This window comes from Simiduia aestuariiviva (assembly GCF_014192475.1).
Taxonomy (GTDB): Bacteria; Pseudomonadota; Gammaproteobacteria; order Pseudomonadales; family Cellvibrionaceae; genus Simiduia; species Simiduia aestuariiviva.
Map to the genome: position 1 here is coordinate 477,953 of NZ_JACHXZ010000003.1, position 26,983 is coordinate 504,935.

Sequence of the window (26,983 nt, forward strand, 5' to 3'; positions counted from 1 at the left end):
TTGCCGAGGGCCAGAGGCACTCTTTAAAGGGCTATAAGAAGCACCTTTTTTATAAAAAATTGGCCGTTCCCCGGCGTTCCCCCCCCTTCGACCTTAGGGTAATCTGGAACTACCGCCGACTTTAAAGGAAGACTCTTTCATTTGAATACCGCCGACACCCATACCCGTCAGGCCCCCGAGGCCGAAACCCGCAACACCTTCACCCTAGAACCCAACGACGCCAATCGGCTGGCCAACTTGTGTGGCCCCATGAACGAACACCTCAAGCAAATCGAAAAGCGGTTGAATATCAGTATTCACAACCGCGGCGCCGATTTTGCGTTGGTGGGCAGTGAACAGGCAGCGCTTGTGGCGCAACACATTTTGCAACGGCTCTACGCTGAACTCGACGGTGGCCAAATTCTAACCGCCGACGAAGTGCACCTAGCGCTGCAGCAGTCAGACGTCGAATCCATTTCAACGGCGACGCCCGCAGCGCCCAATACCCTGACGCTGATTCGCACGGCCAAATGCACGGTGCGCCCGCGCGGCGCCAACCAACAGCGCTATGTAAAGGCCGTGCAGTCCAACGACATCAATTTCGGCGTGGGTCCAGCCGGCACCGGCAAAACCTACCTCGCCGTGGCCTGCGCGGTAGAGGCCCTGTTAAAAGACGAAGTCGAGCGCATTCTGCTGGTGCGGCCCGCGGTGGAAGCCGGTGAAAAGCTGGGCTTTTTGCCGGGCGACCTCTCGCAAAAGGTCGATCCCTATCTGCGCCCACTGTACGACGCGCTATTTGAAATGCTCGGCTTTGACACGGTTGGCAAACTCATCGAACGCAACGTTATTGAAGTGGCACCGCTGGCCTACATGCGCGGTCGCACACTCAACAACTCCTTTGTGATATTGGATGAAAGCCAAAATACCACCCGCGAGCAGATGAAAATGTTTTTGACCCGCATCGGCTTTGGCTCCACCGCCGTCATTACCGGCGACCCATCCCAAATCGACCTGCCGCGCGGCCAACACTCAGGCCTCAAGCACGTCATGGATGTATTGGCGAATGTAGCGGGTATCAGCTTCACCTACTTCCTGTCTAAAGACGTGGTGCGCCACCCGCTGGTGCAGCGCATTGTAGAGGCCTATGAAGAGCACGAAGCCCAGCAGCCGGACGACCCGCGACGATGATCACCGTCGATACGGAAATCGCCAGCACAGCACCCGACCTACCCAGCCAATCCCAGCTTGAACGCTGGGTGACTGCGGCCGTGGGCGAGCGTCGGTCCGAGGCCGAAGTGAGCCTTGTTATCGTCGACGAAGACCAAGGCCAAACGCTGAACCGCGACTACCGCGGCAAAGACTACCCCACCAACGTGCTCTCGTTTCCCGCCGACCTCCCGCCCGAATTGGCATTGCCCCTGCTCGGCGATTTAGTGGTGTGCGCGCCTGTTGTAGCGCGTGAAGCGGCGGAGCAAGGCAAAGCGCTAGAGGCCCACTGGGCGCACATGTTGGTACACGGAACCTTGCATTTACTGGGCTTCGATCACATAGAAGACGCCGATGCCGACGCCATGGAAGCCCTCGAAACTGAGATACTTCACTGTCTCGGTTACCCTGCCCCCTATGCAGATCGGGATTCTTAAGTAAAATGGCCCCTTTCGCCGCCCGCATTGCGGCAACCATTTTTTAAACCACAAGGATATACCCCGCGCCATGAGCGACGAGCCACCCAGTAGTCAGAAGCAGTCAGAGAAATCCTGGCTGCGCAAACTGCTAAATACATTTACCAATGAACCCACATCCCGCGCCGAGCTGCTGACCATCATCAAAGAGGCCGCCGAGCGCAATCTGTTTGATCAGGAAGCCCTGCACATCATCGAGGGCGCACTGGAAGTTTCCGACCAGCGCGTACACGACATTCTGGTGCCCCGCTCCAAAATGGTGGTGGTGCGCATCGAAGAGACCCCTGAGCAATTCCTGCCGCGCATTATTGAGTCGGGCCACTCCCGCTTTCCGGTGATCGAGGAATCCACCGACAATGTGCGCGGCATCCTGCTCGCCAAAGACCTACTACCACTGGTGTTGGGCGGCAAAGACGAGTTCAGCCTGGAAACCATCATCCGCCCCGCCAATGTGATCCCCGAGAGCAAGCGCCTGAATATATTGCTGCGCGAGTTCCGTGAAAATCGCTACCACATGGCCATGGTACTAGACGAATACGGCGGTATCTCTGGCTTGGTGACCATCGAAGATATTCTGGAAGAAATCGTCGGCGAAATTGAAGACGAGACCGACGAGGAAGATCACGACACCGATATCCGTAAACTAGAACACAACGCCTTTGTGGTGCGTGCACTGACCCCCGTGGATGACTTCAACGCCTATTTCAACAGCGGCTTCCCCGAGGACGAATTCGATACCATTGGCGGCGTCGTACTCAATGCCTTTGGCCATCTGGCCAAGCGCAATGAGTCGGTCACTATCGACGGCTACAGCTTTACCGTGCTCTATTCTGACAGCCGTAAACTGCACTTGTTGCGCGTTACCCCGCCAGAGGAACAATAGCGTCGTGCAGCTGCCCCCGCGCCTGCGCGCGCCCCTCGCCCTGGTGGCGGCCCTGGCGGCGGGCTTATGTCAGCCCTTGGGGCTGGCACCTTTCGATCTGTGGCCCGTAGCGCTATTGGGCCTCATGACCTTTTTCGCGGTCATTCACGCCGCGCCAAAGCAGACGGCAGGGCTATCGTTCGCCTTCGGCTTGGGCATGTACGGTCTTGGCGTCAGCTGGGTGTTCGTGAGCATCCATGGCTTTGGCCAAGCGGGCGTGCCCTTAGCACTGCTACTCACAGGGATCTTTATCACCTTTCTTGCGGCAGTGTTCGCGCTGCCGTTCTGGCTGTGGCACAAGTATGTGCCGGGCGCACCGTCACTCTGGGCGCTGCCATTGCTGTGGGTGCTTAACGAAGGCTTGCGCACATGGCTGTTCACTGGCTTTCCCTGGCTCTTCATCGGTTATGGCCACTTGGCGTCACCGCTGGCGGGCTGGGCCCCCATAGTGGGCATCTATGGTTTGGGGTTACTGCTTACGGCCACGGCCATAGTGCCGCTGTTAATTCGCACTGGCCACCGAAGCCGCTGGCCGGCAACTATCGCCCTAGCACTCGTGTGGACACTGGGTACACCACTGCAAAGCCTTGAGTGGACCCAGCCCATCGGCCCCGAGCGCACCGTGGCCATGGTGCAACCCAACATTCCTCAAGAACACAAATGGGACCCCGACTGGCTCCAGCCCACCTACGATCGGTTGGTCTATCACAGCGCCGATCTCTGGTCCGTCGATTGGCTCATCTGGCCAGAAGCTGCGCTGCCCACACTGCTGAGCGAGGCGCAGCCGTTTTTAGCGCATCAAGCCGAACAGGCCCAAGCCACGCACACCGCCTTAGTCACTGGCGTGATTGTCGATGAACCCCGGGTGGTGGAACAGGCCGGTCGCCGCTTTTTGGCTCAGCGCTACTACAACAGCTTGGTGGTGGTCGGCCAAGGTCACGGCCTGTACCACAAACAGCGTTTGGTGCCCTTTGGCGAATACGTGCCCTTTGAGGATCAGCTGCGCGGGTTAATTGAGTTTTTTAATCTGCCCATGTCCGTGCTCCACCGCGGGCCCTCTGAACAACAACCACTGGTGCTCGGCCAATCGCCCGTGTGGCCAGCAGTGTGTTACGAAATTGTCTACCCCGATTTGATTGCGGCGGGCAGTCGCAATGCCCACGCCATATTGACGGTCAGTAACGACGCCTGGTTCGGCGGTTCTATCGCGCCCATCCAGCACCTGCAAATGGCCCAGATGCGGGCCTTAGAAACGCAGCGACCCGTGCTGCGCGCCACCAACAACGGTATCTCCGCACTAATTGACGAACGCGGACACATCACCGCCCAAGCGCCCCAATTTGAGCTCACCACCCTGTCGGGTAGCGTTCAGCCACGCGCGGGCCAAACCCCCTTTATGATCACGGGTAGCCTGCCGCTGATGATGCTGTGTGCATTACTGCTAGGTGGTTTGGTCTGGCAACGCCGCGAGCGCAGTTAGCCTTTGCGGTTGTGACTGCCATCGCAAAAGGGGGCACTCGCACTCTGCTTGCAGCCACAAAAGAACTTTTTTTCGTTTTTATCGGCTTTGAATGCCACGGGGACAAATTCTGTCGCTTTGTGGCTGCCATCGCAAAAGGGTTGGCGCTGGCTCAAACCGCAAGCACACCAAAAATAGGTGTTGCCGGCTTCCACGTCGATGACGAAGGGTTGATCTGCGGCGCGAGTTGGCTGGCTCATGGCGGGCTCCATTGTGTGGGTGCCCGCTCAGTATAGCCGGTCCCCTATACGGCCGAGGCGAGATTGCGCAACTTGGCGTAAGACACCGGAACGTGGCGCCCCTCGCTGAGGAATCGACGAATACCCAAGTCCTCTAGCTGCGGTGTCATCATGGCGAAGGTGTAGTGGCCAATGATGTTATTGGGCCGCCAATCGAGCTGGAAACTGCCGAACACACTGCCCTGATGGGGCAAATAGATGTGGCGGAAAAACTGGGTGTCGGCCACCGGCAGCTCCAAGCGATTGGCCAATTGATTGATTAACGTCGCCGCGTTGCGCGCCAGTACCGCCGCCGCCGGCGCATCCGACATGAACAGCGCATATTTACCTTGATATTCGTACAGTCGAATCTGCAACTGCACGGGCAGACCCGCTTTGTCGTGCAGTTCAACAGTAGATAAGGTGGGCAACAGATTGGGCTTCATACAACGACTCCGCTAAAACTCACATTGACTCAGTATTAAATCAGCGCCCTGGGGCGCGCTTTGCCAAATTCCGTTCAGGCGGCAGCCATTGCAAGGCTGCTAAGTAGTCCGTTGACGTGCTTGTGGTGTCCTGCCTTTACAGGCGTCAACTTGGCATCCAAGGGGCAATCCGCCACCCAGTTGAAACGCCAACGCCACAAATTTGCACCGGATTCTTGCTCGCGCCACTCCACGATCTGGAGGCGGGCGGGATCACTCTCGCACAGACTCAGCAATTGCTGGGCAAAGTACTCGATGTTCTTCGCCAATTGACGGGCGCCCACATCGTCCACTACTCGCACAACAACCAAATCTGTACTGGCATCGCGATGGCACATGATTTCGATGGCCACCGACTGACCCATGCGGTTGTTTAATCCCACTTGGGTGAAATTGCTGTTACTTATGTACATCTCGAATCGCAATACACTTTTTATCGTTATTTTTCCGGGCATTGCGGGCCAAGCGCCGCACACACCGGTAGGTACACCCTAAGGCGGAGGAGTCTAACATAGAGCAAATCGGAGCCAAGGCCTTTTCCCCTTATTCCAAAAAAGGCCGTATTTTCGTTTCGATATGTGACAAATAGATGTTACCGAGTAAACAAATCGGTGTTTAGATCGGGAATTTAGGTGGTGGACGGCGCCGTGGACTCATACAGCAGAACGCGGTTTCGCCCAGCTTCTTTGGCGTCGTACAGGCACGTATCAGCGTGGCTGATCAGGCTGTCGCCAGCCTCTTTGCATCCCGCAGCGGCGCCGCCACTGAGGGTCAGCACACCCAGAGGGCTTTCCACATGCGGCAATTGCAACGCCTGCACCGCGGCCCGCGCGCGCTCCGCCGCCTGCAGGGCTCCCTGTTCATCGGTATCGGGCAGTAGCAACATCAATTCTTCGCCGCCATACCGGTAGAGGCGATCTCCCTGTCGTAGCGTTGCGGCAATGGCTTTGGCCACCGCCCGCAGCGCTTCATCGCCCATCTGGTGTCCGTAGTGGTCGTTGTAGCGTTTAAACCAATCGATATCTAACAGCGCCAACCCGTAGGCTGAGCCCGTGCGCTTGGCCGCCGCCTGTGTGTGGCCCAAATCCCGCTCCATGGCCCGTCGATTGCCAATGCCCATGAGTGGGTCCACCAAGCTCAAGGTTTTCAATCGCTCATTGTCGGTCTCAAGCGCTAGCTGGCGCTCTAAAATGTGCGCGTAGGCCCGCACAATATCCGTTTGAGTAACCACGCCAACTAAATCGCCTGCATCATTCAAAACCGGTAGATGGCGGATGGATTTGGCCAGGCAGGTTTGCAGGGCGGCCACCAAACTGTCGTTGTAATGCACGGTGACGGGCTGCTCGGCCATGATGGCAGACACCACGCCCAGCGACGCCGAGTCCAACAGGCCCCGGGCCAACAACGCATCAAAATGGGTGACCAGGTCGCGCTCGGTGACAATGCCCACCATGCGGCCATCGTCTTTGACCAACAGACAGGACACTCCGCGATTGCGCATGATATTTACTGCATTTTGCACCGTTTCTACAGGTGCCACGCAAGTGAGCCTGCGCGACATGAGCTGAGCAATGGGGATATCTTGCAACATAGTTAGTGCGCCGTCAGGGTCTGAAATAGGTCACAACCGCAGGCCTGACAGGGCCCCAGAGTTACCGTGCCCTTGGCCAAGGTCACCGCCTGACACGCCAAGCACTGCAGGCGACTGTCGTGCACCACCTCACCGGCCATGGCCACTTGTTCGCCGTGGCTAATGTGGCAATGAAGTCGCAACCAGTCGCGCTGGGTGGGGTCGGCGGCCTCGAGCAGCCAGTGCACGGCGCGGGACTCCAGCATCAACAATTCGGCACGGAGTTCCGCCAAGTAGGTTTTGGCCTGCTGAACATCATCCTTGAGATAGGCGCCAGCCAGTGCGGCCTCGTCTTCTAACATTTGCTCTGCGGCTAATTCCAAGCGCACCAAGCTGCCAATCTCCTCGCTCACCGCCTCGCCCAACTGCTGCCCCAGGTCCGATTCCTCTGGCCCGGGCTTGTGATGATCTTGCATGCTGACTCCTCCTGTTTTACCGGCCCGGCGCAATTTCACTCACCTGCGCCTTCGCCGTACCATTCTGACGGGCGAGGCCCTATAATTGGCCGCTTTGCGCAGTTCGCGCCGCACTCATCATCAGTAAGTATAGGCCCATCGTGACAACTAACCTGCCACTCGACGAACACTATCATCCCAGCCAGATTGAAGCCGACACCCAAGCCTTCTGGGAATCTCGCAAGAGCTTCAATGTCACCGAAGACAGCAGCCGTGAAAAGTTCTACTGCCTGTCCATGTTCCCCTACCCCAGTGGCAAGCTGCACATGGGCCATGTGCGCAACTACACCATCAGTGATGTGATCGCCCGCTACCAGCGCATGCAGGGCAAAAACGTGCTGCACCCCATGGGCTGGGACGCCTTCGGCCTGCCCGCAGAAAACGCCGCAATCAAACACAAAACGGCACCGGCAGCCTGGACCTATTCCAACACCGATTACATGCGCGGCCAGCTCAAGCGCTTGGGCTTTGGCTTTGACTGGAGTCGCGAAGTCACCACCTGCAAGCCCGATTACTACAAGTGGGAGCAGTGGTTCTTCACGCGCTTGATCGAAAAGAAGCTGGCCTACAAAAAAGTGTCGGCGGTGAACTGGTGCCCGAACGATATGACCGTGCTGGCCAACGAACAGGTTATCGATGGCTGCTGCTGGCGCTGCGACACCAAGGTGGAGCGCAAAGAAATACCCCAGTGGTTTATCAAAATCACCGACTACGCCGAACAACTGCTCAATGATTTAGACCAGCTCGACGAGTGGCCCGAGCAAGTGCGCACCATGCAGCGCAACTGGATTGGCAAGAGTCAAGGCGTCGACATGACCTTTACCCTGGCCGAAGCCGTGGGTGATCACACCGCCTTCGACGTCTACACCACCCGCCCAGACACCCTCATGGGCGTCACCTACGTAAGCTTGGCCGCCGAACACCCCATCAGTAAAAAACTGGCGGAAAATAACCCGGCCTTGGCCGCGTTTATTGCCGAGTGCAAAGTGCAGTCAGTATCCGAAGCCGACATGGCCACCATGGAGAAAAAAGGCTTCGACACCGGCGCTACCGCCCTGCACCCGCTCACCGGTGAGCCAGTGCCCGTATGGGTCGCCAACTATGTGTTGATGGATTACGGCTCAGGTGCAGTGATGGCCGTGCCCGCGCACGATCAGCGGGATTTTGAATTCGCCCAAAAATACGGCCTGCCCATTGCCCAAGTGATTGAGGGCGAAGGCGATTTATCCCAAGCGGCCATCGTCGAAAAAGGCGTGCTGATCAATTCCGGGGAGTTCGACGGGCTGGATTTTCAAGCCGCCTTCGACGCCATCGCCGCCAAATTAGAAAGTGCCGGCAAAGGCAAAATCACCACCAATTTCCGCCTGCGCGATTGGGGCGTTTCGCGCCAGCGCTATTGGGGCTCGCCCATTCCAGTGATGTATTTAAACGGCGGCCAAGAAATTCCTGTGCCGGCTTCGCGCCTACCCGTGTTGTTGCCTGAAGAAGTCACCATGGATGGCGTTCACTCGCCCATTAAGCAAGACGAAAACTGGCGCAAAACAGAAATTGACGGCCAGCCCGCCGAACACGAAACCGATACCTTCGACACATTCATGGAGTCGTCTTGGTATTACGCGCGCTACACCTGCGCCAATTTCGACGGTGGCATGATCGACAAAGCTGCGGCCGATTATTGGCTGCCGGTGGACCAGTACGTGGGGGGTATCGAACACGCCATCCTGCACCTGCTGTACGCGCGCTTCTTTCACAAATTGATGCGCGACGAGGGCTTGGTAAGCGGCGATGAACCCTTCAAACGCTTATTGTGCCAAGGCATGGTGTTGAAAGACGGCACCAAAATGTCCAAGTCCAAGGGCAACACCGTCGACCCGCAAGAATTGATCGACCAATACGGCGCCGACACCGTGCGCCTGTTCACCATGTTCGCCGCACCACCGGAGCAATCGCTGGAGTGGAACGACGCCGGTGTGGAAGGTGCGCACCGCTTCTTGCGCAAGCTCTACAAGGCGGTGTACGCCCACCAGCAAGCGGGCGCGGCACCGGCGCTGGATGTGGCCGCATTGACTGGGCCACAAAAAGATTTGCGCCGCAAAACCCATGAGACCATCGCCAAAGTCAGCGACGACTATGGTCGTCGCCAAACCTTTAACACGGCCATTGCCGCAGTCATGGAATTGCTCAACGACGTGTCGCGCTTCGATCGCAAAGCCGACCAGGATTTGGCGGTTGAGCGCGAGGCCTTGATCGCCGCCGTGCAATTGTTAGCGCCCATCGTGCCGCACCTGTGCCACCAGCTATGGCAAGCCCTGGGCCACGCAGACAACCTGCTCGACGCCGGCTGGCCGACGCTAGATGAAAGCGCGCTGGTTAAAAGCGAACTGGAATTAGTGGTGCAGATTAACGGTAAAGTGCGCGCCAAAATTACAGTGGCCGCCGATGCCGACAACGACACTATCATTGCCTTGGCAAAAGCCAACGAAAACGTGCAAAAGTTTTTGGACGGCGTCGAAATTAAAATGTGTAAAGTCATTCCAGGCAAACTGGTGACCTTTGCGGTGAAATAACGCGCAGCAGCAACGGGAACAACAATGAAAAAAATCAGTTTAGCGCTCGCAGTTTTTTGTTTATCACTGGTCACAGCCTGTGGCTGGCATCTGCGCGGCTCACTCAACTTGCCGGCCGACTTGACCTCCATCGACATTCAAGGGGCCAGCCCGGCGCTCAAAGACGCGCTGGTGCGTCAGCTGGAGGCCAATGGCGTCAGCGTCAGTAGCAACAGCCCCTATACACTGGCGGTCAGCGATGAACGTCAAGAAAGCCGCACCGCGGCGCTCGGAAGCGACGCCTTAGCCGCCCAGTACGAATACACCAGCAGTGCCCAATTTGAATTCCGAAACCAAGGTGGTCAACTCATCGGCACGCCCGGTCAGGTACAAGTAATGCGCACCGTCAACTTCGATTCCGGTGAAGTTCTGGGCTCCGCCAGTGAAGGCAATTTAGTGCGCGGAGAAATGACCCAAGACCTCGCCAGCCAACTGATTCGCCGCCTGAGTTTCTTGGCGCGTACTGCAGCAAAGGATGCCAATGGCACGCCTGCGCCCTGAACAACTGGGCGCGGCCCTCAAGAAAAATCTGCTACCTATCTACGTCGTCAGTGGCGACGAAGCCTTGTTGGTGCAAGAAGCCTGTGACGCGCTGCGCACCGCTGCGCGCGCGCAGGGGTTTAGCGAGCGCGAACGCTATCAAGCCGACAACCAGTTTGAATGGCACCAGCTCACTAACGCCGCGGCCAGCATGTCGCTGTTTGCCGATAAGAAAATCATCGAGCTGCACATTCCCAATGGCAAGCCGGGCGCAGAGGGCGGCAAAGCGCTACAGCAGTACGCGCAAAATCCCCCCGATGATAATTTGCTACTCGTAGTCTTGCCCAAACTCGATCGCAACAGTCAAAAAGCCAAGTGGTTTGGTGCGCTAGAAACGGCCGGTGCCTTTGTGCAAATTTGGCCGATCAATGCGGCACAATTGCCCCAGTGGCTCAACGGGCGGCTCAATCAAGCGGGGCTCAATGCCGACCGTGCCGCTATCGAGATGCTGGCCACGCGCGTAGAGGGCAATCTATTAGCCGCGGCACAGGAAATTGAAAAATTAAAATTACTCGCCGAAGACGGCCAAGTCACTGCGCAGATGTTAGCCAATGTTGTGGCCAACTCGGCGCGCTATGACGTCTTTGGCTTGGTGGACCGCGCACTCATGGGCGACGCCCAAGGCGCGGTTCGCAACCTGCAGGGGTTGCGCGGTGAAGGCACCGAACCGCTGGCCATTTTATGGGCGCTCGCGCGCGAAATTCGCGGCTTAATCAACGTCGCCTACGGCGCCGCTAACGGCAGCAATTTTGATTGGGCCTGCAAACAAGCGGGCGTATGGGACAGCCGCAAAGGTCTGGTGAAAAACGCCTTGGGCCGCCTGCGCCCTGCAGAACTCGACGCACTACTGCGCAAAGCCAACGGCATAGATCGCGCGGTAAAAGGCATGCGCAACGCCGAACCCTGGGATGAACTGCTAGATTTAGTATTACATCTCGCCGGCGTGCGCAGCTTGTCACCGGCAAACACCCGCATGAGTTTAAGTTTGTAGTAGATTTCTGCATGCGCGCGTAAAAACAAAAGGAAATCGCCATGACAGAATCACTCACGCCCCACCTCACCCGCTGTCATTGCGGTGCCGTGCAAGCCAGAGTATTGCTTCCAAATGCCATCAGCGCCCAGCGCTGCAATTGCTCCATGTGCAATAGTGTGGGTTTTGTACACGTTATCGTGCCCGCCCATCGCTTCGAACTGATTCAGGGCGAGCAAGACCTCACCACCTACACCTTCAACACCGGCGTTGCCAAACACACCTTCTGCAAACACTGTGGCGTCAAACCCTTCTACACCCCGCGCTCAAATCCAGACGGTTTCTCCGTCAACCTGCACTGCCTCACCATCCAACCCGCTCAGGTCACCATCGAAGATTTCGACGGGCAAAACTGGGAAGCCAATGCGGGGGCGCTGAAGCACCTGTCGGAATGAACGTTTAAAAACGTAATTCGCAATACAAAAAGGAGAAGCCAACATGAAATACACCGTCGAAATTGAAATAAATCTCCCTAGAACCAAAGTGATTGCGTTATTTGATAATCCCGACAATCTGCAAAAGTGGATGCCTAACCTTGTGAGCTTTACCCATCTGAGCGGCGAGCCGGGGCAGGTAGGTGCGCAATCAAAGTTTGTCCTCCAGCAAGGCAGCAAGACTTGCGAACTGATTGAAACCATTACCGCGAGGAATCTACCGGAGCAATTTGATGGTACTTACGAAACCGACGGCATGTGGAACGAAGTGCAAAACGTGTTTGTTGATATCGACAACACTAAGACGCGATGGATTGCGCACACCGAATTCAAAAGCGATAAATTCATGATGAAATTAATCATGCTGATCATGCCCAGGGCTTTTAGAAAAGAGTCACTGAGGTTTATGGAAAGCTTCAAGAATTTTGCAGAACAGGAACACTAGTTGATAGTGTTGAGGGAAAATTATTCACTCTCGGCACAAAGACCAGAAAAACTCACTGCAGGCGTTTTCGCTGGCGATAGTATAGCGAAATAACTAATCTAAAAATGCCCTGACCGCCCGCAGTGATTGCGCTGGCACCTCTTCTTGTGGAACATGCCCCACGTTGGGTAGCACGATCAATTGGCTGTCAGGTATTGTTTTACTAAACACCTCGGCCACCGAAAGCGGGATAAGGCGATCGTGGTCGCCCCAGAGAATCAATGTGGGTTGCGTCAGCTCACCTAGGCGCTCAGCCAAAGCGCTGGGCTGCGTTTGCTGGAAGCGGGCGATCAGTGCGCGTCGATTGCCGGCGCGACGGGTTAGATCGTAGTAGCGATCGATGATCTGATCTGTCACCCGCGTACTGTCGGCATAGACGTTGCGTACGCTCGCGGCGATGAGCGCTCGCGGCAAGAAGCGTTCTGTCACCCACCGCAGCGATTCTATTTGCGCCAATTTAAATCCGAGCGGTACGGATGCCGATTCAAATGGGATGCCTGCAGAGTCCACGAGTACCAATTTTTCCACGCGCTCTGGATACTGCAAGCCAGCTACCCACGCCACATAACCGCCCAGTGAATTGCCCACCAAAATACAGCGCTCAATGCCCAATGCATCCAGCACGCCCACCACTGTAGCCGCGTAATACTCGATGCTGTAATCGGCATCTACTGACGGACCCGTCAAGCCAAACCCAGGCAGATCGAAACGCACCACACGCCGACTGGATTGCAGCTCGGTAGCCCAACCGTCCCAGGTATGCAGCGAAGCTGAGGTGCCGTGCAGTAACACGATGGGCAAATCATCTTCTTTTGGCCCTTCGTCACGCAGGTGTAATCGCTGCCCATTGATTTCAGCAAACTGAGAGGGTGGCTTGGCGTATTGTTTAGAGAGCTCACTAAGAGAAACGTCAGGTGCCCAACTGGTGATGCCGATCAATGCAATAAAAGCCAGCAGTAGTCCCAACATCAACTTCCAACCCATTGCAATGCATCCCCCTGGGAAAAACATGTGTGACAAAACCAAAATTTCAAAAAAATCAGACCGTTTGACGTTGATCCTGCACTAAGTGCTGTGTAATTTTTCCTATTCCAGAAACGGGTTACATCACCCAACCTACAGCTCGCGCCATTAACTCACTGGCAGCCAAATATGCACACTCAACCCGCCCTGCTCTCGATTCTGCAAACTCAAGTGGCCGTCGTGGGCTTCAACAATTTCTCGACACAGGGGCAGCCCCAACCCCGTGCCCGATTGCTTGGTGGAATAGAATGGCAGTAGCGCTTGGCTCAAAACGTCGCTCGACATACCAGCCCCGCGATCGGCCAATATTAGGCCAATGCCAGCGCGACCATCTCGTACTTCTTCCTGTAGCGCCAAGGTAATTTCGTCGGGCGACGAGCCCGATTCGCTGGCATTTTTAAATAGATTTAATAACACCTGCTCGATTTGCGCACGATCCAGAGACACAGGCTTATGGGGTAGGTCCGATATGAGTGTAAAGGTACACTGCTCTGCTAGCTGGGCCAACAGTGTGGGCCAATCGATGACACTGCGGCGCGGCAGGGGCAATTTTGCGAAGCGCGCATAGCCGTGAATAAACTGATTGAGGTGCTTGGCGCGATCTTCGATGGTATCAAAAATGAGTCGCAACTTTGGTTCATCGGTATCGCTAATCAATTGCTTGCCCGAGTTCACCATCGACGCTATAGGGGCCAATGAATTGTTCAGCTCATGGCTTATTACACGAATGACTTTTTTCCACACCGCCACTTCCTGCCTACTTAGTTCGCGCGTCATGTGTTTCAGCAATACCAAATGATGGTATTGGCCATTCAATAAAAACTGCCCGCGCCCTAGGTGCCAGGTTTCTACCTCCTCCTCACCCAAACTGAACAGCCCTTCGCCGCCATTGCGCAGCGCATTGGCCAGTTCAGAGGGCGTAGATGTTAACAAGCTGTCTAATTGCGCACCGTCAATTCGATGGCCTTCATTGAAAAAATGGCGGGCGGCGTCGTTGGCGTAGATCACCCGCTGATGGTCATCTAGCAGCAGCATGACATTGGGTGAACTTTGGATAACCTTATCCAACAACAATTCACGTTGATAAATATATTGTCGCTCCACGCGCATTTTTTCTGCCGCGCAATTAAAGCCCTTAACCAAGTCGGCCAACTGGGGTTCCGACTGTTGGGGCACATACACGCTGAAATCGTTATCTCGGAAATTTAACAGCCCGAGCGTGAGCGCATCGAGTGTTCGCGACAGCGGCCGCAGCAGTCGGTAACAGCAGAATGCCGTGACTGAACCCGCCAACAAAAGTACGATTATCAAAGCGCCGCTGTGCCAGCCCGTGACGTCAACCCAATTCCCCGCGAGCGCTATGGCCAACAATGTACCGAGCGCCGAGCACAATACGCAAACCGCAGTCAGCCGCACCGCTAGCGATAATCGCCATGCCCCCATTAGTGTCTGCCCCCAACGGCAATGATCAAGACTGAATACCAAATTTTTCCATACGCCGATACAGCGCCTGCCGGCTCAGGCCCAATACCTTTGCCGCGCGCGCCACTACGCCCTTGTGCTGTAGCAGCGCGGCTTCTATCTCGGCAGCACTGGGCTCACTCGATGATGAATTGATGCTGGCCTCGGTCACGCCGGCGGCGGCTTTCAAGCCAAAATCTTCTGCCTGCAATTCTTCACCCTGCGCCAAGAGCGAGGCGCGCTTACAGGCATTTTCCAGCTCGCGCACATTGCCCGGCCAGTGATGCGCAAGCAATGCCTGTTGCACGGGCTTTGTGAGCTGCCAGCGCTCGCCCAAAAAACGGCGCGCCAGTGGCAAAATATCATCGCGCCGCTCTGACAGGGGCGCAATGGGCAAATTGATGACGTTTAACCGGTAGTACAAATCCTCGCGAAATTTGCCCTCGGCGATTGCTTGCGTCAGATTGCTGTTGGTCGCACTCAACACGCGCACATTTACGGTGCGGGTTTTATGGCTGCCCAAGCGTTCAAATTCACCCGTTTGCAATACGCGCAATAATTTCATTTGGCCCGACATTGGTAGGTTGCCGATCTCGTCCAAAAATAAGGTGCCACCGTCGGCGGCTTCAAAACGGCCAATGCGGGTTTTTTGGGCGCCGGTAAATGCGCCGGCCTCGGCACCAAACAACTCGGCCTCCATCAAGTCCAATGGCAAGGCACCAACATCTACTTTGATAAACGGTTTATCGCGCAAGGGCGAATTGGCATGAATCACATTGGCAATTTTGTCCTTACCCACGCCATTCGGGCCGGTGATCAATACCGATACGTCTGCTGGCGCCACTTGAATGGCTAAATCCAGCGTGCGCTGCATGGCGCCACTGGCAAACACAACGCCACACAAATCTCGCTCAGCAAAGGCCGATTGACGATCGCGTTCGATGCGCGCCAGCTGGCTGTTGGTGGCCTCTAATTCACGCAGGCGAATCAAGTTCGCGACGGTATTGAGTAATTTGTCGTCATCCCAGGGCTTGCCTAGATAGTCTGCGGCTCCCTCTTTGATCAGCGCCACGGCCATTGCTAATTCGGTCCATGCGGTGAGCAAAATAATGGGTACGTTCGGTTGTTGGGCGCGCAGCGCAAAGAATAAATCGCGGCCTTCCACACCTGACGTGGTATCGCGACTAAAATTCATGTCCTGAATAACAAGCGCAACATCTTGTTTAGACAAAAACGCCTGCGCGTCATGCGGAGTGTGCACTGAACAGGCGCGATAACCGTGCAACTCCAGCATCAACTCGAGTGCTCGGCAAATGGCGTGGTTGTCATCGACAATGAGAATGGGGTCCATGGGTTCCTTCTATCTCCCTCTAGCAACCCAGCCAGAGCAAGCGTCCATTATTGTATTGAAAAACCCCACCGGCAACTGAACTGCCGGTGGGTCTTACTGTGTTGCGTGGGAGTTTACCACGCCGCTAAACGCTGCGGGTTGCCAGCGACGGCGGAATATCTGCGGCCCGCCGCGCCGGCAGGATCACCGCCAACGTAGTGACCACAAACAACCCCAACACCGTTACCGCAGGGTATTGCCACGCCAGTTGCGGCAGGCTGTAGTGATTCATGAGCTGTTGCCCCAGTTGGCTCGCAGCCACCACACCGATCACTGCGCCAGCGGCACAAATCACGTAGTTTTCAGTTAAGAAATACCACACGATGTCGGCCTTGCGCGCGCCCAGCGCTCGGCGAGTGCCAATTTGCTTGGTGCGGCGCTGAATGTTGAACATCACCATGCCCGTCAATCCCAACGACGTGATGAGCAGCAGCAATACAATCATTACGCTCAACAATGCGGCCATCAGCTCATGATTGCTGTAGGAATGCCCGCGGTGCTCCGCCACTGTGTAAAATTCATCGATGACGCGATTGGGATTTTCCAAGTGCAGGGCCTTTGGAATGTCCAATTTCAATTGCGCGATATCCTGCGGCTTAGCGCGCACCAGATAGGTGGTACTGCTCATTGCACCGCCGAAATCCACCGCTTGAATCACACTGTATTCAAAATTTGAGCTGTCAACCCAAGCTCCCTGCAGACGCTCGATCACACCCACAATGGTAATGGCGATATCCTGCTGGTAGACAACTTTCCCCAGCGGCGACTCGTCGCCCCAGTGCGCCTCGGCAATAGACTTGGTAATTAACGCCGTCTGAGATTTCGCCGCCGGGCCCATTTTTATCTCTTCAGGATAAAAGTTGCGACCTTCAACAAGCTTGACACCAAAGGTGTTGAGCATGTGTTCATTACCCATATAAAACGAAAAGCCAGGCAGTGATTTAGCGGTCTCTGGATCGGGACCATCGACATAGCGATCGCCCCAACCGCTGCCGCTCAGCGGCACCATGTTGGTGGATGTGGCGGCGATAACGCCTGGCAAGTCGCGCAGAATCAGCTGATCCTGTTGGTTCTGTTTGCGTAAATCCATCGCTGGATCGAAATTGTACACGCGAAAACTCAGCACCTGTGCCTCGGCGATACCGGAGGGGCGATCAATCAATGCCAGGCGCTCACTGATGATAAAGCTGGCATTGGCAACAATGGCCACGGATAACACAATCTGGGTTAACAGCAACACCGGGCCACTTTTTGAACGCAGCAAACTGCTGATGATCGGTTTAATATTGCGCATGCTCAGCCCTCCTATTGGCTCTTCAAATAGACGCTGGGTTGCGTCCGACAAATTACCCACGCCGGATACAGTCCGGCCAACAGGGCCGCACCCATGGCAATACTCGGGGTGATAAACCACAGGGTGGCATCGAGCCGGGTCAGCGCATCGTCCATATGAAAACGCTCTGTTAGTACATGCAGCAAGCCCCAGGCCCACAACAGCCCCAAGGCTCCCCCCAGCAAGCCGATCAACGTGACTTCCACCATGTGCTGGGCAAAAATCTGTCTGCGGCTGGCACCGATGGCCCGACGCACCCCCACTTCGGGCGCGCGCTTGAGAAATTTCGTCAGCAGCAAGCCAAGAATATTGACCAGGCACACACATAAAAACAATGCACTCAAAGCCACCAAAATCTTATTGTCCTTGCGCAGTACTTTGTTGACCTCGAGCCACTTGGCCACATCCGCGAGCTGCACGTCGGCTTTGGCCGTGTCGGTAAACCGACCCATTTCCTGCTGTTGTTCGATATAACTTTGAATCCATGCCCGATAATCTTCGCGTGCCTGTTCGTCGGCCAGATCGGCCCAAAACAGCACCCAGGATTTTTCAGAGACAAGGCGATCGCCATAGGTCACCATGGGTTCGAACTGCCATCCATTGGTATTGCCCCACACCGCAAACTCCTCAACCGGTGCGAGTGAAAAGGGTACGAACAAACTCTCAGCATCGTTAAACGATCCATTGGTTGGGTCGTAGTACTTGGGGGACGGATTCCAGTCATCGATAACGCCCACAACTTGATAGGGCTTGCGATTTAGGTAAAGTACCTCACCGACGCTGTTAACCTTGCCAAAATACTTTTGACTAACGGCCTTGCCGATCACGATTTCATAGGCCGGCTGTTGATCAACGACTTCAGTCCAGGCGCCACCGTGTAAAAACGGCACACTGAATAAACTAAAGAACCCGCTGTCGGTTACACGCACGCTGCGCAACTCCGGTAGCACATCGGGGTTATCGCTTTGAATCGCCTGCCCGGTGCGAAACATCGCCGCCTGCGCGCGCGGAATAGCACCGGTGCGCAGATGCATGGCATCTTGATAAGTGATTATGGTGCTGTAGTCATCCCAGGTATCCGGCCCCTGACTCCACAGTTGCACCGCGTGCAACTGATCGCTGCGCTCGGCAGCGGGGTTAAAGGCCATTACCTGGTAAATATTCAGGGAGGTAATAGTAATACCGATACCAATGGAAATCGCCAGCACCATCAGGGCCGACAGCACCGGTGTCTTACGAATACTGCGCCAGCCCATGTCGAGATAGTAAAAAAACATAGTGCCTCCTACGCTGGTTCAGCAGTGGTGGAAGTCGTCGAGCGACTCTTCTGGTAGGAGGTAAAGTCGCACACCTGCCCATCGACAATTTGCACGTTGCGCTGTGCGCGGCGCGCTAGCTCAGGGTCGTGCGTTACCATGATGATGGTGGTTCCCGCTTGATTTATATTTTCCAAAAGCTCCATCACCTGACGCGCCATCAAGCTATCTAGGTTACCGGTGGGCTCATCCGCCAATAGAAATCGGGGCTCGCCAGCCAAGGCCCGGGCAATGGCAACGCGCTGCTGTTGACCACCGGAGAGTTGTGGAGGCAAATGCTTTAGCCTGGAGGCGAGCCCCACCTGCTCTAGTGCCTGCTCGACGCGGCGCTTGCGCTCTTTGCTGTCAAACCCGCGATAGCGCAGTGGCACCTCGATATTTTCAGCGAGATTCAAGTCGGGAATTAAATTAAAGCCCTGAAAAATGAAGCCGATTTTTTCATTGCGAATGCGAGCGCTTTCGTTGTCGCTCACGCTTGATACGTCGACGCCATCAAGCAAGTATTCACCCTGACTAAAGCCCTCTAACAAACCCGCAACATTGAGAAAGGTTGTTTTACCGGAACCCGATGGCCCCGTCACCACCACAAACTCACCCTCAGACACCTGCAAATTGAATTCCCTTAGTGCATGGGTCTCCACCAGCTCGCTCTGGTAAACCTTGCTAATATTCTTCATAGACAACATAGTGCTTTCCCTATTGATTCGGCCGCGTTGCGGTCGTTTGGTAATTTAATTGACTTGAACTTCACTGGCGCCATCGAACACCTGCAGATCAGACACCACCCATTCGTCGCCCGCGCTGCCGCCGGCAATAACTTCCACATGGCTCATACTGCGCGCGCCCAGCTCTACTGGAATGCGCAACAGCCGATTGCCCTGTCTGACATAGGCCACAGAGCCACCACTCGACAAAAACGCCCCGCGTGACACCATCAGCACATTGGCGCGGTGCTCTAACAAGATGCGCGCCGACAATCGTTGGTTTTGGCGCAACTTCAGCCCAGCGTCATGTTCAAAGCGCACCCGCGCAGTCACTTCGCGGTTGCGCACTTCAGGCGACAGGGATGCCAACTGCCCCAGAATTGTGGTGCCACCTATATTGAGCTCCACGTCCATGCCTAAACCCAGTTCATCTGCGTAGGTTTCTGGCACCGCAAGTTCCGCTTCAAAGTCTGTCAAGCTCACCACCGTTAGCACCGGCTGGCTGGCTGCCAAGCGGGCTTTTTGCTCGGTTAGCCAGTTGCCGATAATGCCGTCCATCGGGGCAGTTATATTTAGGGCCGCAACTTTGCGCTGCAACTCGGCAATAACCAACTGCTGACGCTCGACTTCTAGCGCTTTATTTTCAAGCTCAAAACTCAAGGTATCTTTGGTGAGCTGCGCTTCTTGCTTTGCGTGCTCAAATAACAGTTGGGCTTTGTACAAATCGTCTTTGCTTTTCTCTAAATCCATTTTACTGATGAGGTTGTTCACCATAAGCTGCTCGGCGCGTCGATTTTCCCGCTGCGCCGCATCGCGATCCACCGCCGCCATATCCAAGGCTTGGTTGGCCTTTAGCTGATCGCGGCGGGCATTGAGTTTTGCGCGCGCCAGCTCGCCTTCCATACCCGTCAATACCGATTGTTGCTGTTGCAACGCGTTGGCCAATTCAGGGCTGTCGACGATGGCCAGCACATCTCCTTGCGCGACAGTGTCGCCGGGGTTGCGCAACAGCGTCACCACGCCCGCCTCCGTGCTGTATAAAATGGGGGCATTAGCGGCAACAATTTTTCCGCTGGTGGCCACGTCGCGCACCAAGGTGCCTTGCGTCAATCGGGAAAAGCGTAATTCGTCGGCTGCCATTGATTTGCTTGCACCACCACCGCCGAGCCCTGCCCACACTAAACCACTGACGCACAACACACCCACGCCGAGCAACAACAACGGGCGCAGCTGTTGACGTCGACTGGGGGCCAATACCCGATCCTGACCGCTGGTATCGCGAATCATTGGCTAGCTCCTGTTGCCTGAGATGCGTTTATCACAGATTCCGTGCGCTGCGGTGCTGCACCTTGCGATGTGGCGCGATGGGCGAAACTCAATACGCGAGTGACGCGCCAGCCCTCGGGCTGCTGCCGCCACACGATTACGAAGTCGGCCTGCCCCTCACAGCCATCGGCGCCCCGCTTACAAAAACCGTGCACACCGCGCGTGATTGCGCCAAAGTTTGCGATCGGAAATGCCTGAAAAGTTTCAGCCTGAATGTGTCGGGTGTAGTTACCGCAAGCGTTGTCGCGGGTATTGGCGAGCATGGACGCTCTATCCCAGGTCACCCCGCCTTGGTCGTGGTAGAACTCAACATCAACGGCAAAAAAGCTGCCGTGCTTGGCTAACTGGGCTGGCTCCGCACATCGATTGAAACTGTCGAAGAGTTGCGCATCGAGCGCGCGCATTTGCTCGGTTAGTGCATCGGCCCAGCTATTGAAGGCCATACCCAAGGCGACAATTGATACGCATGCCGTTGCAAGATTCCATTTCATAGTTATTGCCTTATCCACTTTGCCAAAACTGGCTCTTTGCAGTGTCAATGCACGCGCTGTGCCAGAATAAAATTAACTAATAAAAACAATGAGATAGAAACATTTCTGACCGTAGCCATATCACCTGCAGTGTCCGCTAGGGCCCACATTGTGTCCGCGCACCGGATAAGTGTCCGCTGCGGACACTTTTCGCAGCAGTGAAAAGCGACTCCGCTTTCAAAAGTGCGACGAACAAAAGACAGATTGGCCAGCGAAAAATACGAAACGCAGGAAGGTTCTAACAGCACATCAATGCAGCCAGCGGCTGCGATGCAGGAAAACGCATTGCGAAACTATGTGTGCATAAAGCGCGCACTCACCCAGGGCGGGAACAGCGAGCAGGTGAACGACTCACGCCTTGCTCGCGGCTAGACACTCGACGCTGCATGCGACTGAAAATGCCGGTTTCGATACGGTATACCACGGCGTCCTGCCGCTGATCCTGATGCCATTGCGAGAGCTGCTCGTCAAAATGAACCAACCCTAAACAAGCCGCAAATACACACAGCATGAGCAAGCCGAATCTTTTCGGTAGCAAACTGGTGAGGCGCGCTTCGCGAATTCCCATACGGACATCCCTATAACTATCGGCAGCAAAATAATGCGCGCTGCATCCAGAGTTCGCAGCGCTGCACGGTAAATCTACTTCACCGCGCCATTGAGCGTATTGCAGCATTCATGCCAATCGTTAATAAGGTGGGATTACGGGGACTTCAGCACAAAAGCGCGCAAAAGCGGTGAGATAAAACCTGATTATTCAATATTGACGGACGCTAAGTGTCCGGTCGGACGATATGGGTGACCGCACATTAATAGGATCGAGCCGAACCAACGCAACCAGCGCCCCGCCGTTCAGATCAGCGGTATGACTCAGTGATTGCCTGCTCGAATAAAATCGAGCGTGAAACCTTTGTCCTTACCGTCACTCACATGCACGCTCAATTGAGCGTCCCCGGTCAATCTATAGGTGATTTGTTTAGGGAAGTCGTGACCGCTATTTTCAAATACAAAGGTGTTGGCCGCACAGGATGACAAGACAAAGGCAACCGGCAGCGGATTGTGGTTTACTTTGGCGAGGTAAAAGACTTGATTGGACATACTCAGCAGTCGCAGCGACTCCGAGCTCTGCGGTGCATTCTCAGTGTAGGCCTCGCCCTGCCCTTCAAACGTATCCTCACTGACCTGTGTCCAGCGCTCGCGAAACAATTGATCGCCGCTGCGCGACTCCCAAACACCTACCAAGCCCTCCAGCGCCGTCAGTGAGCTACACGGAGTTGCACCAAAACAGGTGGCCGACAAAAAACCGCAAAGCAATAAGGCAGGTTTCACATTAACTATGTTCACAATTGACCCCCGTTAGTTCTCTAGATGGTGATACTAGACCCAAAGCTAAAGCAGCGAACCCGTTAATTCGTTAACCCGTTAATTACGGTTGCCGCCCTCGCCAACGCCTCACTCCGGCAGCGAATAGCTGAATCGATAGCTGTGCTTGCCGTCGGCAATGTCAATTTCCATAGCGCCCGAAATTCCCGCCAATGCTTCCGCGCCTGAGTCGGGCACAATCTGCACCTTTAATTCCGAATGGCCACCGGACATGACGCCGACGTGCATTAAGGTAAAGCTGCCTGCCTTTCCCTCAACCTCACCCACAAACTCTTCCAGTGCTACGTAGCCCGCTGAGCCCTCCTGCGCGGTGCGCTTGCTGAGCATTTGACCTTTTCCCGAACCAGACAAGGGGCCAGTGTAGGTTTTGTCGATAAGGAGTCGCCCCACCGGCACGGGGTCTTCCATTTGAGGCGTCAGCTGTACAGAAAAATCGCCCTTGATTTCTTTCATCATTAAATCCTTTTTTCAATTACCGTAAATGATAGGGACACCCTAAGGCATTAGTCCGGCGCCTTGGGCGCGAACAATTTATAGGCTAGCAAGCCCATAGGTAGATAGGCCACCACTAAGTCCAAGATGCTAAACCAAAGGGGTGACGGCAGCATGATCACATTGGTTACACCGCCTGCAAGAAAAGCGACGCTCACCACCATGGCAAAGACAAATTTGTGCGAGGCTGCAATGTTTACCGCCAATGCGGCGCCCGCCAAGGTGCCGATCGCATGGGCTAAAAATGGAAAAACAAAGTGCTCGGGCTGAAATAGGGGTAGAGCAGCCGCCAGCGCGTCCATATTGGACGTATCCACACCCGCAGGCGGTGGCACCAAAGCACTACCCGCCATGATCAGCCCCATATTCACTGCACTGCCAAAAACTAGCCCACCCACCAACGCAAAAACATTTCGAATTATTGTTTTCATTAAACACTCAAATTGTGTGTTATTTAAAGCAACGACTACGTAATACCGATAGCCAGCTCAGACACCCCCATTGATTTAACGCTAACCTTTACCACACTGCAAATCAGAAAATTAATCAAGGTCATCGACTGTGCAGGAAGTGGGGTGCACTAATCGCCTAAAACATATCGCAATGGAATATGTAATACCTGTGCGCCACCCGTGATTTCTACCAAACCTGCAGCATAGCTGGGTGGACCGAACTTGCCCTGCGCATCATTGGTTGTGCCCACCGCCTCCAGCGGTACGCCGAGCCAATTAGTGTCGAGTTCGCCGTTGTTGTTTTTATCGTAATAGGCACTGACTACGCAAAATTTGGGTAAAGGTTCCTGCAGTAGAACCTGCAATTCACCATCAATCACAGTGCCCACAGAAAAGCGCTTGGCTAAATAGGGCCGCTTTAAGTAGCTGCCTGCTGAATCCCACACACTGATTGCCACTTGACCCTGGCCAGATGCCACCCCAGCAAACACCAATGTGACTTGGGCCTGCACCGCAATTGTCTGAAGCGCTAGGAAACCAGCAACTAAAAATTTCGAAACATGTTGCCGCATGGCGCTTCCTTGTGTATTAACACGCTGTCTATTTGATTACGGTTATAACAATTTAGAGAACTATTTGTCCGTAGAAAACAACAATTGCGCGGACAAATCAAAACTGCCATGAAGTACCCCCGAATAGGCCGGCGATGTCACCTGGCTGACCGAGGCCACCAACCGGGATTTCGTGCCCGCCCTGACGGCGATATTTCTAGCGCGCAATTGCAGACCCGCCGCATCTAAACGGCTAGCTTCCAACGATATACCGATGACTGCGTTAATCTCAGCGTTGGTCATTGTGAGCACCGACTCGGTCAAAGACAGTGCCGTGCCGGTCGATGCGATGTGCATGTCTTCTGCGACGACCAACGAATGTTTGATTGTCAGAGATTCTGCGCTGACATTGTGCAATTCAATATTGGTACAGTTTTCAATGACGATGTGTCGATATTGACCGCTATAACGCCGAGAGGCTTCACCCTTGCAATGCAGATCTCGAGTGCCAGGCATCAACGAGGACTTGTGGGTGGCCGCTGGCGGTTCAGTTAGCAACACCTGCATGAGGATGTCATTAAATTGCGCAGAATGACTGACCATAGGCACGTGCCCAGCGTCAGGCAATATGTGTAAATTTACGCGCGGCATCTGCGCAGCTAACAGCTTGCCCGTTCTCAAGGGTGCCACATTGTCCCTCGCACCCCATATAAGATTTGTAGGCACTTGCACTTCGAACACAGCGTTAGCAAAGTTTTCATTCACCAAACTTAAGCCGGCATTGGTATTCGGCGCATTCGTCATCAGCATGCGCCACGCCATATTGCTGCGCTGTAATTCGGTGGTTGGATCGTTAAATGTACCCCACTCAACCAGCGATCCACCAAAATCTTTTAGCTTCGCCATGGCAGCGCGGAGTTCTGTTGGCCACGCCTCATCACCCACGCCGGCATAGCCCATGTGTTTTACAAACGCAGTGCGCTCGAGAATTCCCGCGGCATCAACCAACACCAACCGCCGCAACTGACTGGGATATTGCGCTGCGTAGCGCAAACTCACGGCGCCGCCCATGGAGTGCCCGACGATTATCGGGGTGTTTTTGCTGAATTTGTCCACTGCGGCTTTCACAACGGCAGCATAGTTGGTTGGACTATAGCGACCTTCAGGGACGCCCGAATAACCAAAGCCCGGTAAGTCCAACGCCAACACGTGATAATTTTGCGCGAGTAACGCGATTTGATGGCGCCAATCCAAGTGTCCGCTTTGCCCCAGACCGTGGATCAATACCACGGTTTGGGTATTGGCCATCCCGGCCTGCACAATAAGTATCTCGGCATTAAAGATGGGCTCCACAAACACTGTGTATTGAACACCGTTTATTCCATCAACCGGCAGCCCCTTGCCTCTCGCCACAGGCTGTTGCGGCGCATCTGAATGCCAGGCATCTAATTGCTTCGATACCTGTTGCGCCGCGGCCCCCACCTGTGAGCTCACCTCATCCCACCACGATTGCGCGGACAGTGGCTCTGCAACAAACAATAACAATAGGGCACTCGCGACCCAGCGTCCGATGGCGGTTTGCTTCATCTCACTCTCTTAAATGGGCCACAGGCCATTACTGCATTGCAACGAGCACTGCGGTGATAGCAGCCGCGCCCATCAAGTTAATGACAAAACCTTCCCGCGCCATGCGTGCGACGGTAAATTCACCGGTACCAAAAACGATGGCATTAGGTGCCGTGGCAACCGGCAACATGAATGCACAACTGGCTGAGAGTGCCGCGGGCAACATCAACAACAAAGGATCAATGTTGGCGCCGATGGCGGCAGCGGCCAGTATGGGCATTAACAGGGTGGCGGTGGCGGTATTGCTCGTGATTTCCGTTAAAAATGTGACGGTTAACGCCACGCACAGCACCAACAACCACACGGGAATATGCGCAAGTGCACCGAGTTTTGCGCCAATGGCCGCAGACAATCCCGTGGCGGTAAACGCAGAAGCCAGCGCGATACCCCCGGCAAATAGAATCAATACTCCCCAATGAATTTTGCTGGCGTGCTCCCAGTCGAGCAGTCGGCCGCCTTCACCGTCGGGCAACATAGCCAGCGCGATCACCGCGGTAAAGGCCACCGCAGCGTAGTTGGCAGTGGGCAAATCCAGCCACGCCTTCCAGCCGCCGCTAGGTTCAGTCAGCGTCATCCATGCCAAGGCCGTTAGTCCAAACACCCACAGCACGCGCTTCTCTGAGGTGCGCCACTGGGTGGGTTGCGGCAGTGTTAATTCTGCACCAGCGGATAAATTGCGCGTTAACCACCACGCGGCCAACGGCAACAGCACCACGACCACAGGCAAGGCTTTCATCATCCAACCCAAAAATGAAATGGTTTCGCCCGTCGAATCTGCGTAAACCTGCAGAAAAATGACATTGGGCGGCGTTCCGATAGGCGTGCCCAAACCGCCAATACTGCCGGCATAGGCGATGCCCAATAGCAATGGAATTGAAAACTGCTTGTCGTGTGCCCGCTCGATCACCGCCAGCGCAACGGGCAACAACATAAGCACTGTCGCCGTATTGGAAATCCACATGGACAGAAATGCGCTGGCCAACATAAACCCAAACACCAAGCGCCGATAGCTGCTACCACCGCACAAGCGGACCATGGCCATGGCCAGGCGTTGGTGCGCACCGCTTTTTTCCATCGCCTTCGACAGCATTGCGCCACCGGCCAGTAATAGAATCAACGGCGAACCATAGGCCTGCGCGACCTGCTCGCCATTTAAAATACCGAGCAGTGGAAAAATGCCGAGCGGAATGAGTGACGTAATCGGAATGGGGATGGGCTCAAAAATCCACCACAGGCCACACACCAGGGTCAAACCCGCGGTTAAACAGGCCGGCGTTTGCCAACCATAGGCCCCCATGACATACGCAAGTAGCGCACCCAACACCGGCGCCAACCAGAGCAGGTGCATTTTGAAATGATTCATTATTGTTATGCTCTTTGGTATCCACCTATTGCCTCAATGGCCACAAACC

At 55.1% G+C, this 26,983-nt stretch carries 29 protein-coding genes; 9 read left to right on the forward strand and 20 right to left on the reverse strand.

Features of this window, described 5'->3' with window-relative positions:
* Positions 1–141: 141 nt before the first annotated feature.
* The 4 genes from FHS30_RS11855 to lnt all read left to right on the forward strand — a co-directional run bounded on the left by FHS30_RS11855 (position 142) and on the right by lnt (position 4,063).
* On the forward strand, positions 142–1,167 hold the full coding sequence (locus FHS30_RS11855; RefSeq protein ID WP_246341295.1) for a PhoH family protein: 1,026 nt from the start codon (positions 142–144) through the stop codon (positions 1,165–1,167).
* A complete protein-coding gene (ybeY, locus tag FHS30_RS11860) occupies positions 1,164–1,622 on the forward strand; it encodes an rRNA maturation RNase YbeY (RefSeq protein ID WP_183910687.1) in 459 nt (152 codons plus the stop codon). Before FHS30_RS11855 ends, ybeY begins: the two co-directional genes overlap by 4 nt.
* Positions 1,623–1,692: 70 nt before the next feature.
* Positions 1,693–2,544: a CorC family transporter gene (locus tag FHS30_RS11865; RefSeq protein ID WP_183910688.1), complete on the forward strand. Its 852-nt coding sequence runs from the start codon at positions 1,693–1,695 to the stop codon at positions 2,542–2,544.
* Between the two features lie 4 nt (positions 2,545–2,548).
* The gene (lnt, locus tag FHS30_RS11870) at positions 2,549–4,063 is read left to right on the forward strand and encodes an apolipoprotein N-acyltransferase (RefSeq protein WP_183910689.1); all 1,515 of its coding nucleotides are present in this window, start codon (positions 2,549–2,551) and stop codon (positions 4,061–4,063) included.
* Here lnt and FHS30_RS11875 read toward each other — a convergent pair.
* The 5 genes from FHS30_RS11875 to FHS30_RS11895 all read right to left on the reverse strand — a co-directional run bounded on the left by FHS30_RS11875 (position 4,060) and on the right by FHS30_RS11895 (position 6,851).
* On the reverse strand, positions 4,060–4,302 hold the full coding sequence (locus FHS30_RS11875; RefSeq protein WP_183910690.1) for a CDGSH iron-sulfur domain-containing protein: 243 nt from the start codon (positions 4,300–4,302) through the stop codon (positions 4,060–4,062). The genes lnt and FHS30_RS11875 overlap by 4 nt on opposite strands.
* 44 nt (positions 4,303–4,346) lie before the next feature.
* A complete protein-coding gene (locus FHS30_RS11880; RefSeq protein WP_183910691.1) occupies positions 4,347–4,766 on the reverse strand; it encodes a hypothetical protein in 420 nt (139 codons plus the stop codon).
* A gap of 74 nt (positions 4,767–4,840) precedes the next feature.
* The gene (locus FHS30_RS11885; RefSeq protein WP_183910692.1) at positions 4,841–5,218 is read right to left on the reverse strand and encodes a hypothetical protein; all 378 of its coding nucleotides are present in this window, start codon (positions 5,216–5,218) and stop codon (positions 4,841–4,843) included.
* Positions 5,219–5,433: 215 nt separating this feature from the next.
* A complete protein-coding gene (locus tag FHS30_RS11890; protein WP_183910693.1) occupies positions 5,434–6,396 on the reverse strand; it encodes a GGDEF domain-containing protein in 963 nt (320 codons plus the stop codon).
* A 2-nt stretch (positions 6,397–6,398) separates the two neighbouring features.
* A complete protein-coding gene (locus tag FHS30_RS11895; RefSeq protein ID WP_183910694.1) occupies positions 6,399–6,851 on the reverse strand; it encodes a zinc ribbon-containing protein in 453 nt (150 codons plus the stop codon).
* A 140-nt stretch (positions 6,852–6,991) separates the two neighbouring features.
* Here FHS30_RS11895 and leuS point away from each other — a divergent pair, with 140 nt between their 5' ends.
* From leuS to FHS30_RS11920, 5 genes are read left to right on the forward strand one after another with little or no spacing between them, the layout of a single operon-like run.
* Positions 6,992–9,457: a leucine--tRNA ligase gene (gene leuS / locus FHS30_RS11900; RefSeq protein ID WP_183910695.1), complete on the forward strand. Its 2,466-nt coding sequence runs from the start codon at positions 6,992–6,994 to the stop codon at positions 9,455–9,457.
* Between the two features lie 24 nt (positions 9,458–9,481).
* Positions 9,482–9,997: an LPS-assembly lipoprotein LptE gene (locus FHS30_RS11905; protein WP_183910696.1), complete on the forward strand. Its 516-nt coding sequence runs from the start codon at positions 9,482–9,484 to the stop codon at positions 9,995–9,997.
* Positions 9,978–11,027, forward strand: coding sequence for a DNA polymerase III subunit delta (gene holA / locus FHS30_RS11910; RefSeq protein ID WP_183910697.1), 1,050 nt, complete (start codon positions 9,978–9,980; stop codon positions 11,025–11,027). Before FHS30_RS11905 ends, holA begins: the two co-directional genes overlap by 20 nt.
* Before the next feature lie 41 nt (positions 11,028–11,068).
* The gene (locus tag FHS30_RS11915; RefSeq protein WP_183910698.1) at positions 11,069–11,461 is read left to right on the forward strand and encodes a GFA family protein; all 393 of its coding nucleotides are present in this window, start codon (positions 11,069–11,071) and stop codon (positions 11,459–11,461) included.
* 43 nt (positions 11,462–11,504) lie between these two features.
* On the forward strand, positions 11,505–11,945 hold the full coding sequence (locus FHS30_RS11920; RefSeq protein WP_183910699.1) for an SRPBCC family protein: 441 nt from the start codon (positions 11,505–11,507) through the stop codon (positions 11,943–11,945).
* A gap of 93 nt (positions 11,946–12,038) precedes the next feature.
* Here the strand turns inward: FHS30_RS11920 and FHS30_RS11925 are convergent, their stop codons facing one another.
* The 15 genes from FHS30_RS11925 to FHS30_RS11995 all read right to left on the reverse strand — a co-directional run bounded on the left by FHS30_RS11925 (position 12,039) and on the right by FHS30_RS11995 (position 26,934).
* Positions 12,039–12,968 (reverse strand): alpha/beta fold hydrolase, encoded by a 930-nt coding sequence (locus FHS30_RS11925; RefSeq protein ID WP_221197267.1) that lies wholly within the window; start codon positions 12,966–12,968, stop codon positions 12,039–12,041.
* A gap of 147 nt (positions 12,969–13,115) precedes the next feature.
* A complete protein-coding gene (locus FHS30_RS11930) occupies positions 13,116–14,450 on the reverse strand; it encodes a sensor histidine kinase (protein ID WP_183910701.1) in 1,335 nt (444 codons plus the stop codon).
* 25 nt (positions 14,451–14,475) lie between these two features.
* Entirely contained in the window at positions 14,476–15,819 is a 1,344-nt protein-coding gene (locus FHS30_RS11935) for a sigma-54-dependent transcriptional regulator (RefSeq protein WP_183910702.1), read from the reverse strand.
* Between the two features lie 124 nt (positions 15,820–15,943).
* Positions 15,944–17,152, reverse strand: coding sequence for an ABC transporter permease (locus FHS30_RS11940; RefSeq protein WP_183910703.1), 1,209 nt, complete (start codon positions 17,150–17,152; stop codon positions 15,944–15,946).
* An 11-nt stretch (positions 17,153–17,163) separates the two neighbouring features.
* Positions 17,164–18,468, reverse strand: coding sequence for an ABC transporter permease (locus tag FHS30_RS11945; RefSeq protein ID WP_183910704.1), 1,305 nt, complete (start codon positions 18,466–18,468; stop codon positions 17,164–17,166).
* 8 nt (positions 18,469–18,476) lie between these two features.
* A complete protein-coding gene (locus FHS30_RS11950; RefSeq protein ID WP_183910705.1) occupies positions 18,477–19,193 on the reverse strand; it encodes an ABC transporter ATP-binding protein in 717 nt (238 codons plus the stop codon).
* A gap of 45 nt (positions 19,194–19,238) precedes the next feature.
* On the reverse strand, positions 19,239–20,498 hold the full coding sequence (locus FHS30_RS11955) for an efflux RND transporter periplasmic adaptor subunit (protein ID WP_183910706.1): 1,260 nt from the start codon (positions 20,496–20,498) through the stop codon (positions 19,239–19,241).
* Complete coding sequence (locus tag FHS30_RS11960; protein WP_183910707.1) at positions 20,495–21,028, reverse strand: nuclear transport factor 2 family protein; 534 nt, start codon at positions 21,026–21,028, stop codon at positions 20,495–20,497. The genes FHS30_RS11955 and FHS30_RS11960 overlap by 4 nt, the downstream gene beginning before the upstream one ends.
* Before the next feature lie 355 nt (positions 21,029–21,383).
* The gene (locus FHS30_RS11965; protein ID WP_183910708.1) at positions 21,384–21,635 is read right to left on the reverse strand and encodes a hypothetical protein; all 252 of its coding nucleotides are present in this window, start codon (positions 21,633–21,635) and stop codon (positions 21,384–21,386) included.
* A 302-nt stretch (positions 21,636–21,937) separates the two neighbouring features.
* On the reverse strand, positions 21,938–22,411 hold the full coding sequence (locus tag FHS30_RS11970) for a DUF6265 family protein (RefSeq protein ID WP_183910709.1): 474 nt from the start codon (positions 22,409–22,411) through the stop codon (positions 21,938–21,940).
* A 108-nt stretch (positions 22,412–22,519) separates the two neighbouring features.
* Positions 22,520–22,903 carry a DUF3224 domain-containing protein gene (locus tag FHS30_RS11975; RefSeq protein ID WP_183910710.1) on the reverse strand — a complete coding sequence of 128 codons (384 nt, stop codon included), beginning with the start codon at positions 22,901–22,903 and terminating at the stop codon, positions 22,520–22,522.
* 50 nt (positions 22,904–22,953) lie between these two features.
* A complete protein-coding gene (locus FHS30_RS11980) occupies positions 22,954–23,373 on the reverse strand; it encodes a hypothetical protein (protein ID WP_183910711.1) in 420 nt (139 codons plus the stop codon).
* A gap of 149 nt (positions 23,374–23,522) precedes the next feature.
* Positions 23,523–23,966 (reverse strand): DUF2141 domain-containing protein, encoded by a 444-nt coding sequence (locus FHS30_RS11985; RefSeq protein ID WP_183910712.1) that lies wholly within the window; start codon positions 23,964–23,966, stop codon positions 23,523–23,525.
* 60 nt (positions 23,967–24,026) lie between these two features.
* Positions 24,027–25,532: an alpha/beta fold hydrolase gene (locus tag FHS30_RS11990; protein WP_183910713.1), complete on the reverse strand. Its 1,506-nt coding sequence runs from the start codon at positions 25,530–25,532 to the stop codon at positions 24,027–24,029.
* A 28-nt stretch (positions 25,533–25,560) separates the two neighbouring features.
* Positions 25,561–26,934, reverse strand: coding sequence for an SLC13 family permease (locus FHS30_RS11995; RefSeq protein ID WP_183910714.1), 1,374 nt, complete (start codon positions 26,932–26,934; stop codon positions 25,561–25,563).
* Positions 26,935–26,983: the final 49 nt, after the last annotated feature.

Coding starts and splice junctions, on each gene's coding strand:
- FHS30_RS11875 (WP_183910690.1), bottom strand. CDS start 4,302: ATGAGCCAGCCAACTCGCGCCGCAGATCAACCCTTCGTCATCGACGTG.
- FHS30_RS11930 (WP_183910701.1), bottom strand. CDS start 14,450: ATGGGGGCATGGCGATTATCGCTAGCGGTGCGGCTGACTGCGGTTTGC.
- FHS30_RS11920 (WP_183910699.1), top strand. CDS start 11,505: ATGAAATACACCGTCGAAATTGAAATAAATCTCCCTAGAACCAAAGTG.
- FHS30_RS11935 (WP_183910702.1), bottom strand. CDS start 15,819: ATGGACCCCATTCTCATTGTCGATGACAACCACGCCATTTGCCGAGCA.
- FHS30_RS11885 (WP_183910692.1), bottom strand. CDS start 5,218: ATGTACATAAGTAACAGCAATTTCACCCAAGTGGGATTAAACAACCGC.
- FHS30_RS11925 (WP_221197267.1), bottom strand. CDS start 12,968: ATGGGTTGGAAGTTGATGTTGGGACTACTGCTGGCTTTTATTGCATTG.
- FHS30_RS11890 (WP_183910693.1), bottom strand. CDS start 6,396: ATGTTGCAAGATATCCCCATTGCTCAGCTCATGTCGCGCAGGCTCACT.
- FHS30_RS11980 (WP_183910711.1), bottom strand. CDS start 23,373: ATGAAAACAATAATTCGAAATGTTTTTGCGTTGGTGGGTGGGCTAGTT.
- FHS30_RS11895 (WP_183910694.1), bottom strand. CDS start 6,851: ATGCAAGATCATCACAAGCCCGGGCCAGAGGAATCGGACCTGGGGCAG.
- FHS30_RS11905 (WP_183910696.1), top strand. CDS start 9,482: ATGAAAAAAATCAGTTTAGCGCTCGCAGTTTTTTGTTTATCACTGGTC.
- FHS30_RS11995 (WP_183910714.1), bottom strand. CDS start 26,934: ATGAATCATTTCAAAATGCACCTGCTCTGGTTGGCGCCGGTGTTGGGT.
- FHS30_RS11950 (WP_183910705.1), bottom strand. CDS start 19,193: ATGTTGTCTATGAAGAATATTAGCAAGGTTTACCAGAGCGAGCTGGTG.
- FHS30_RS11985 (WP_183910712.1), bottom strand. CDS start 23,966: ATGCGGCAACATGTTTCGAAATTTTTAGTTGCTGGTTTCCTAGCGCTT.
- FHS30_RS11965 (WP_183910708.1), bottom strand. CDS start 21,635: ATGGGAATTCGCGAAGCGCGCCTCACCAGTTTGCTACCGAAAAGATTC.
- FHS30_RS11960 (WP_183910707.1), bottom strand. CDS start 21,028: ATGAAATGGAATCTTGCAACGGCATGCGTATCAATTGTCGCCTTGGGT.
- FHS30_RS11940 (WP_183910703.1), bottom strand. CDS start 17,152: ATGCGCAATATTAAACCGATCATCAGCAGTTTGCTGCGTTCAAAAAGT.
- FHS30_RS11915 (WP_183910698.1), top strand. CDS start 11,069: ATGACAGAATCACTCACGCCCCACCTCACCCGCTGTCATTGCGGTGCC.
- FHS30_RS11945 (WP_183910704.1), bottom strand. CDS start 18,468: ATGTTTTTTTACTATCTCGACATGGGCTGGCGCAGTATTCGTAAGACA.
- FHS30_RS11990 (WP_183910713.1), bottom strand. CDS start 25,532: ATGAAGCAAACCGCCATCGGACGCTGGGTCGCGAGTGCCCTATTGTTA.
- FHS30_RS11865 (WP_183910688.1), top strand. CDS start 1,693: ATGAGCGACGAGCCACCCAGTAGTCAGAAGCAGTCAGAGAAATCCTGG.
- FHS30_RS11955 (WP_183910706.1), bottom strand. CDS start 20,498: ATGATTCGCGATACCAGCGGTCAGGATCGGGTATTGGCCCCCAGTCGA.
- holA (WP_183910697.1), top strand. CDS start 9,978: ATGGCACGCCTGCGCCCTGAACAACTGGGCGCGGCCCTCAAGAAAAAT.
- ybeY (WP_183910687.1), top strand. CDS start 1,164: ATGATCACCGTCGATACGGAAATCGCCAGCACAGCACCCGACCTACCC.
- FHS30_RS11880 (WP_183910691.1), bottom strand. CDS start 4,766: ATGAAGCCCAATCTGTTGCCCACCTTATCTACTGTTGAACTGCACGAC.
- FHS30_RS11975 (WP_183910710.1), bottom strand. CDS start 22,903: ATGAAAGAAATCAAGGGCGATTTTTCTGTACAGCTGACGCCTCAAATG.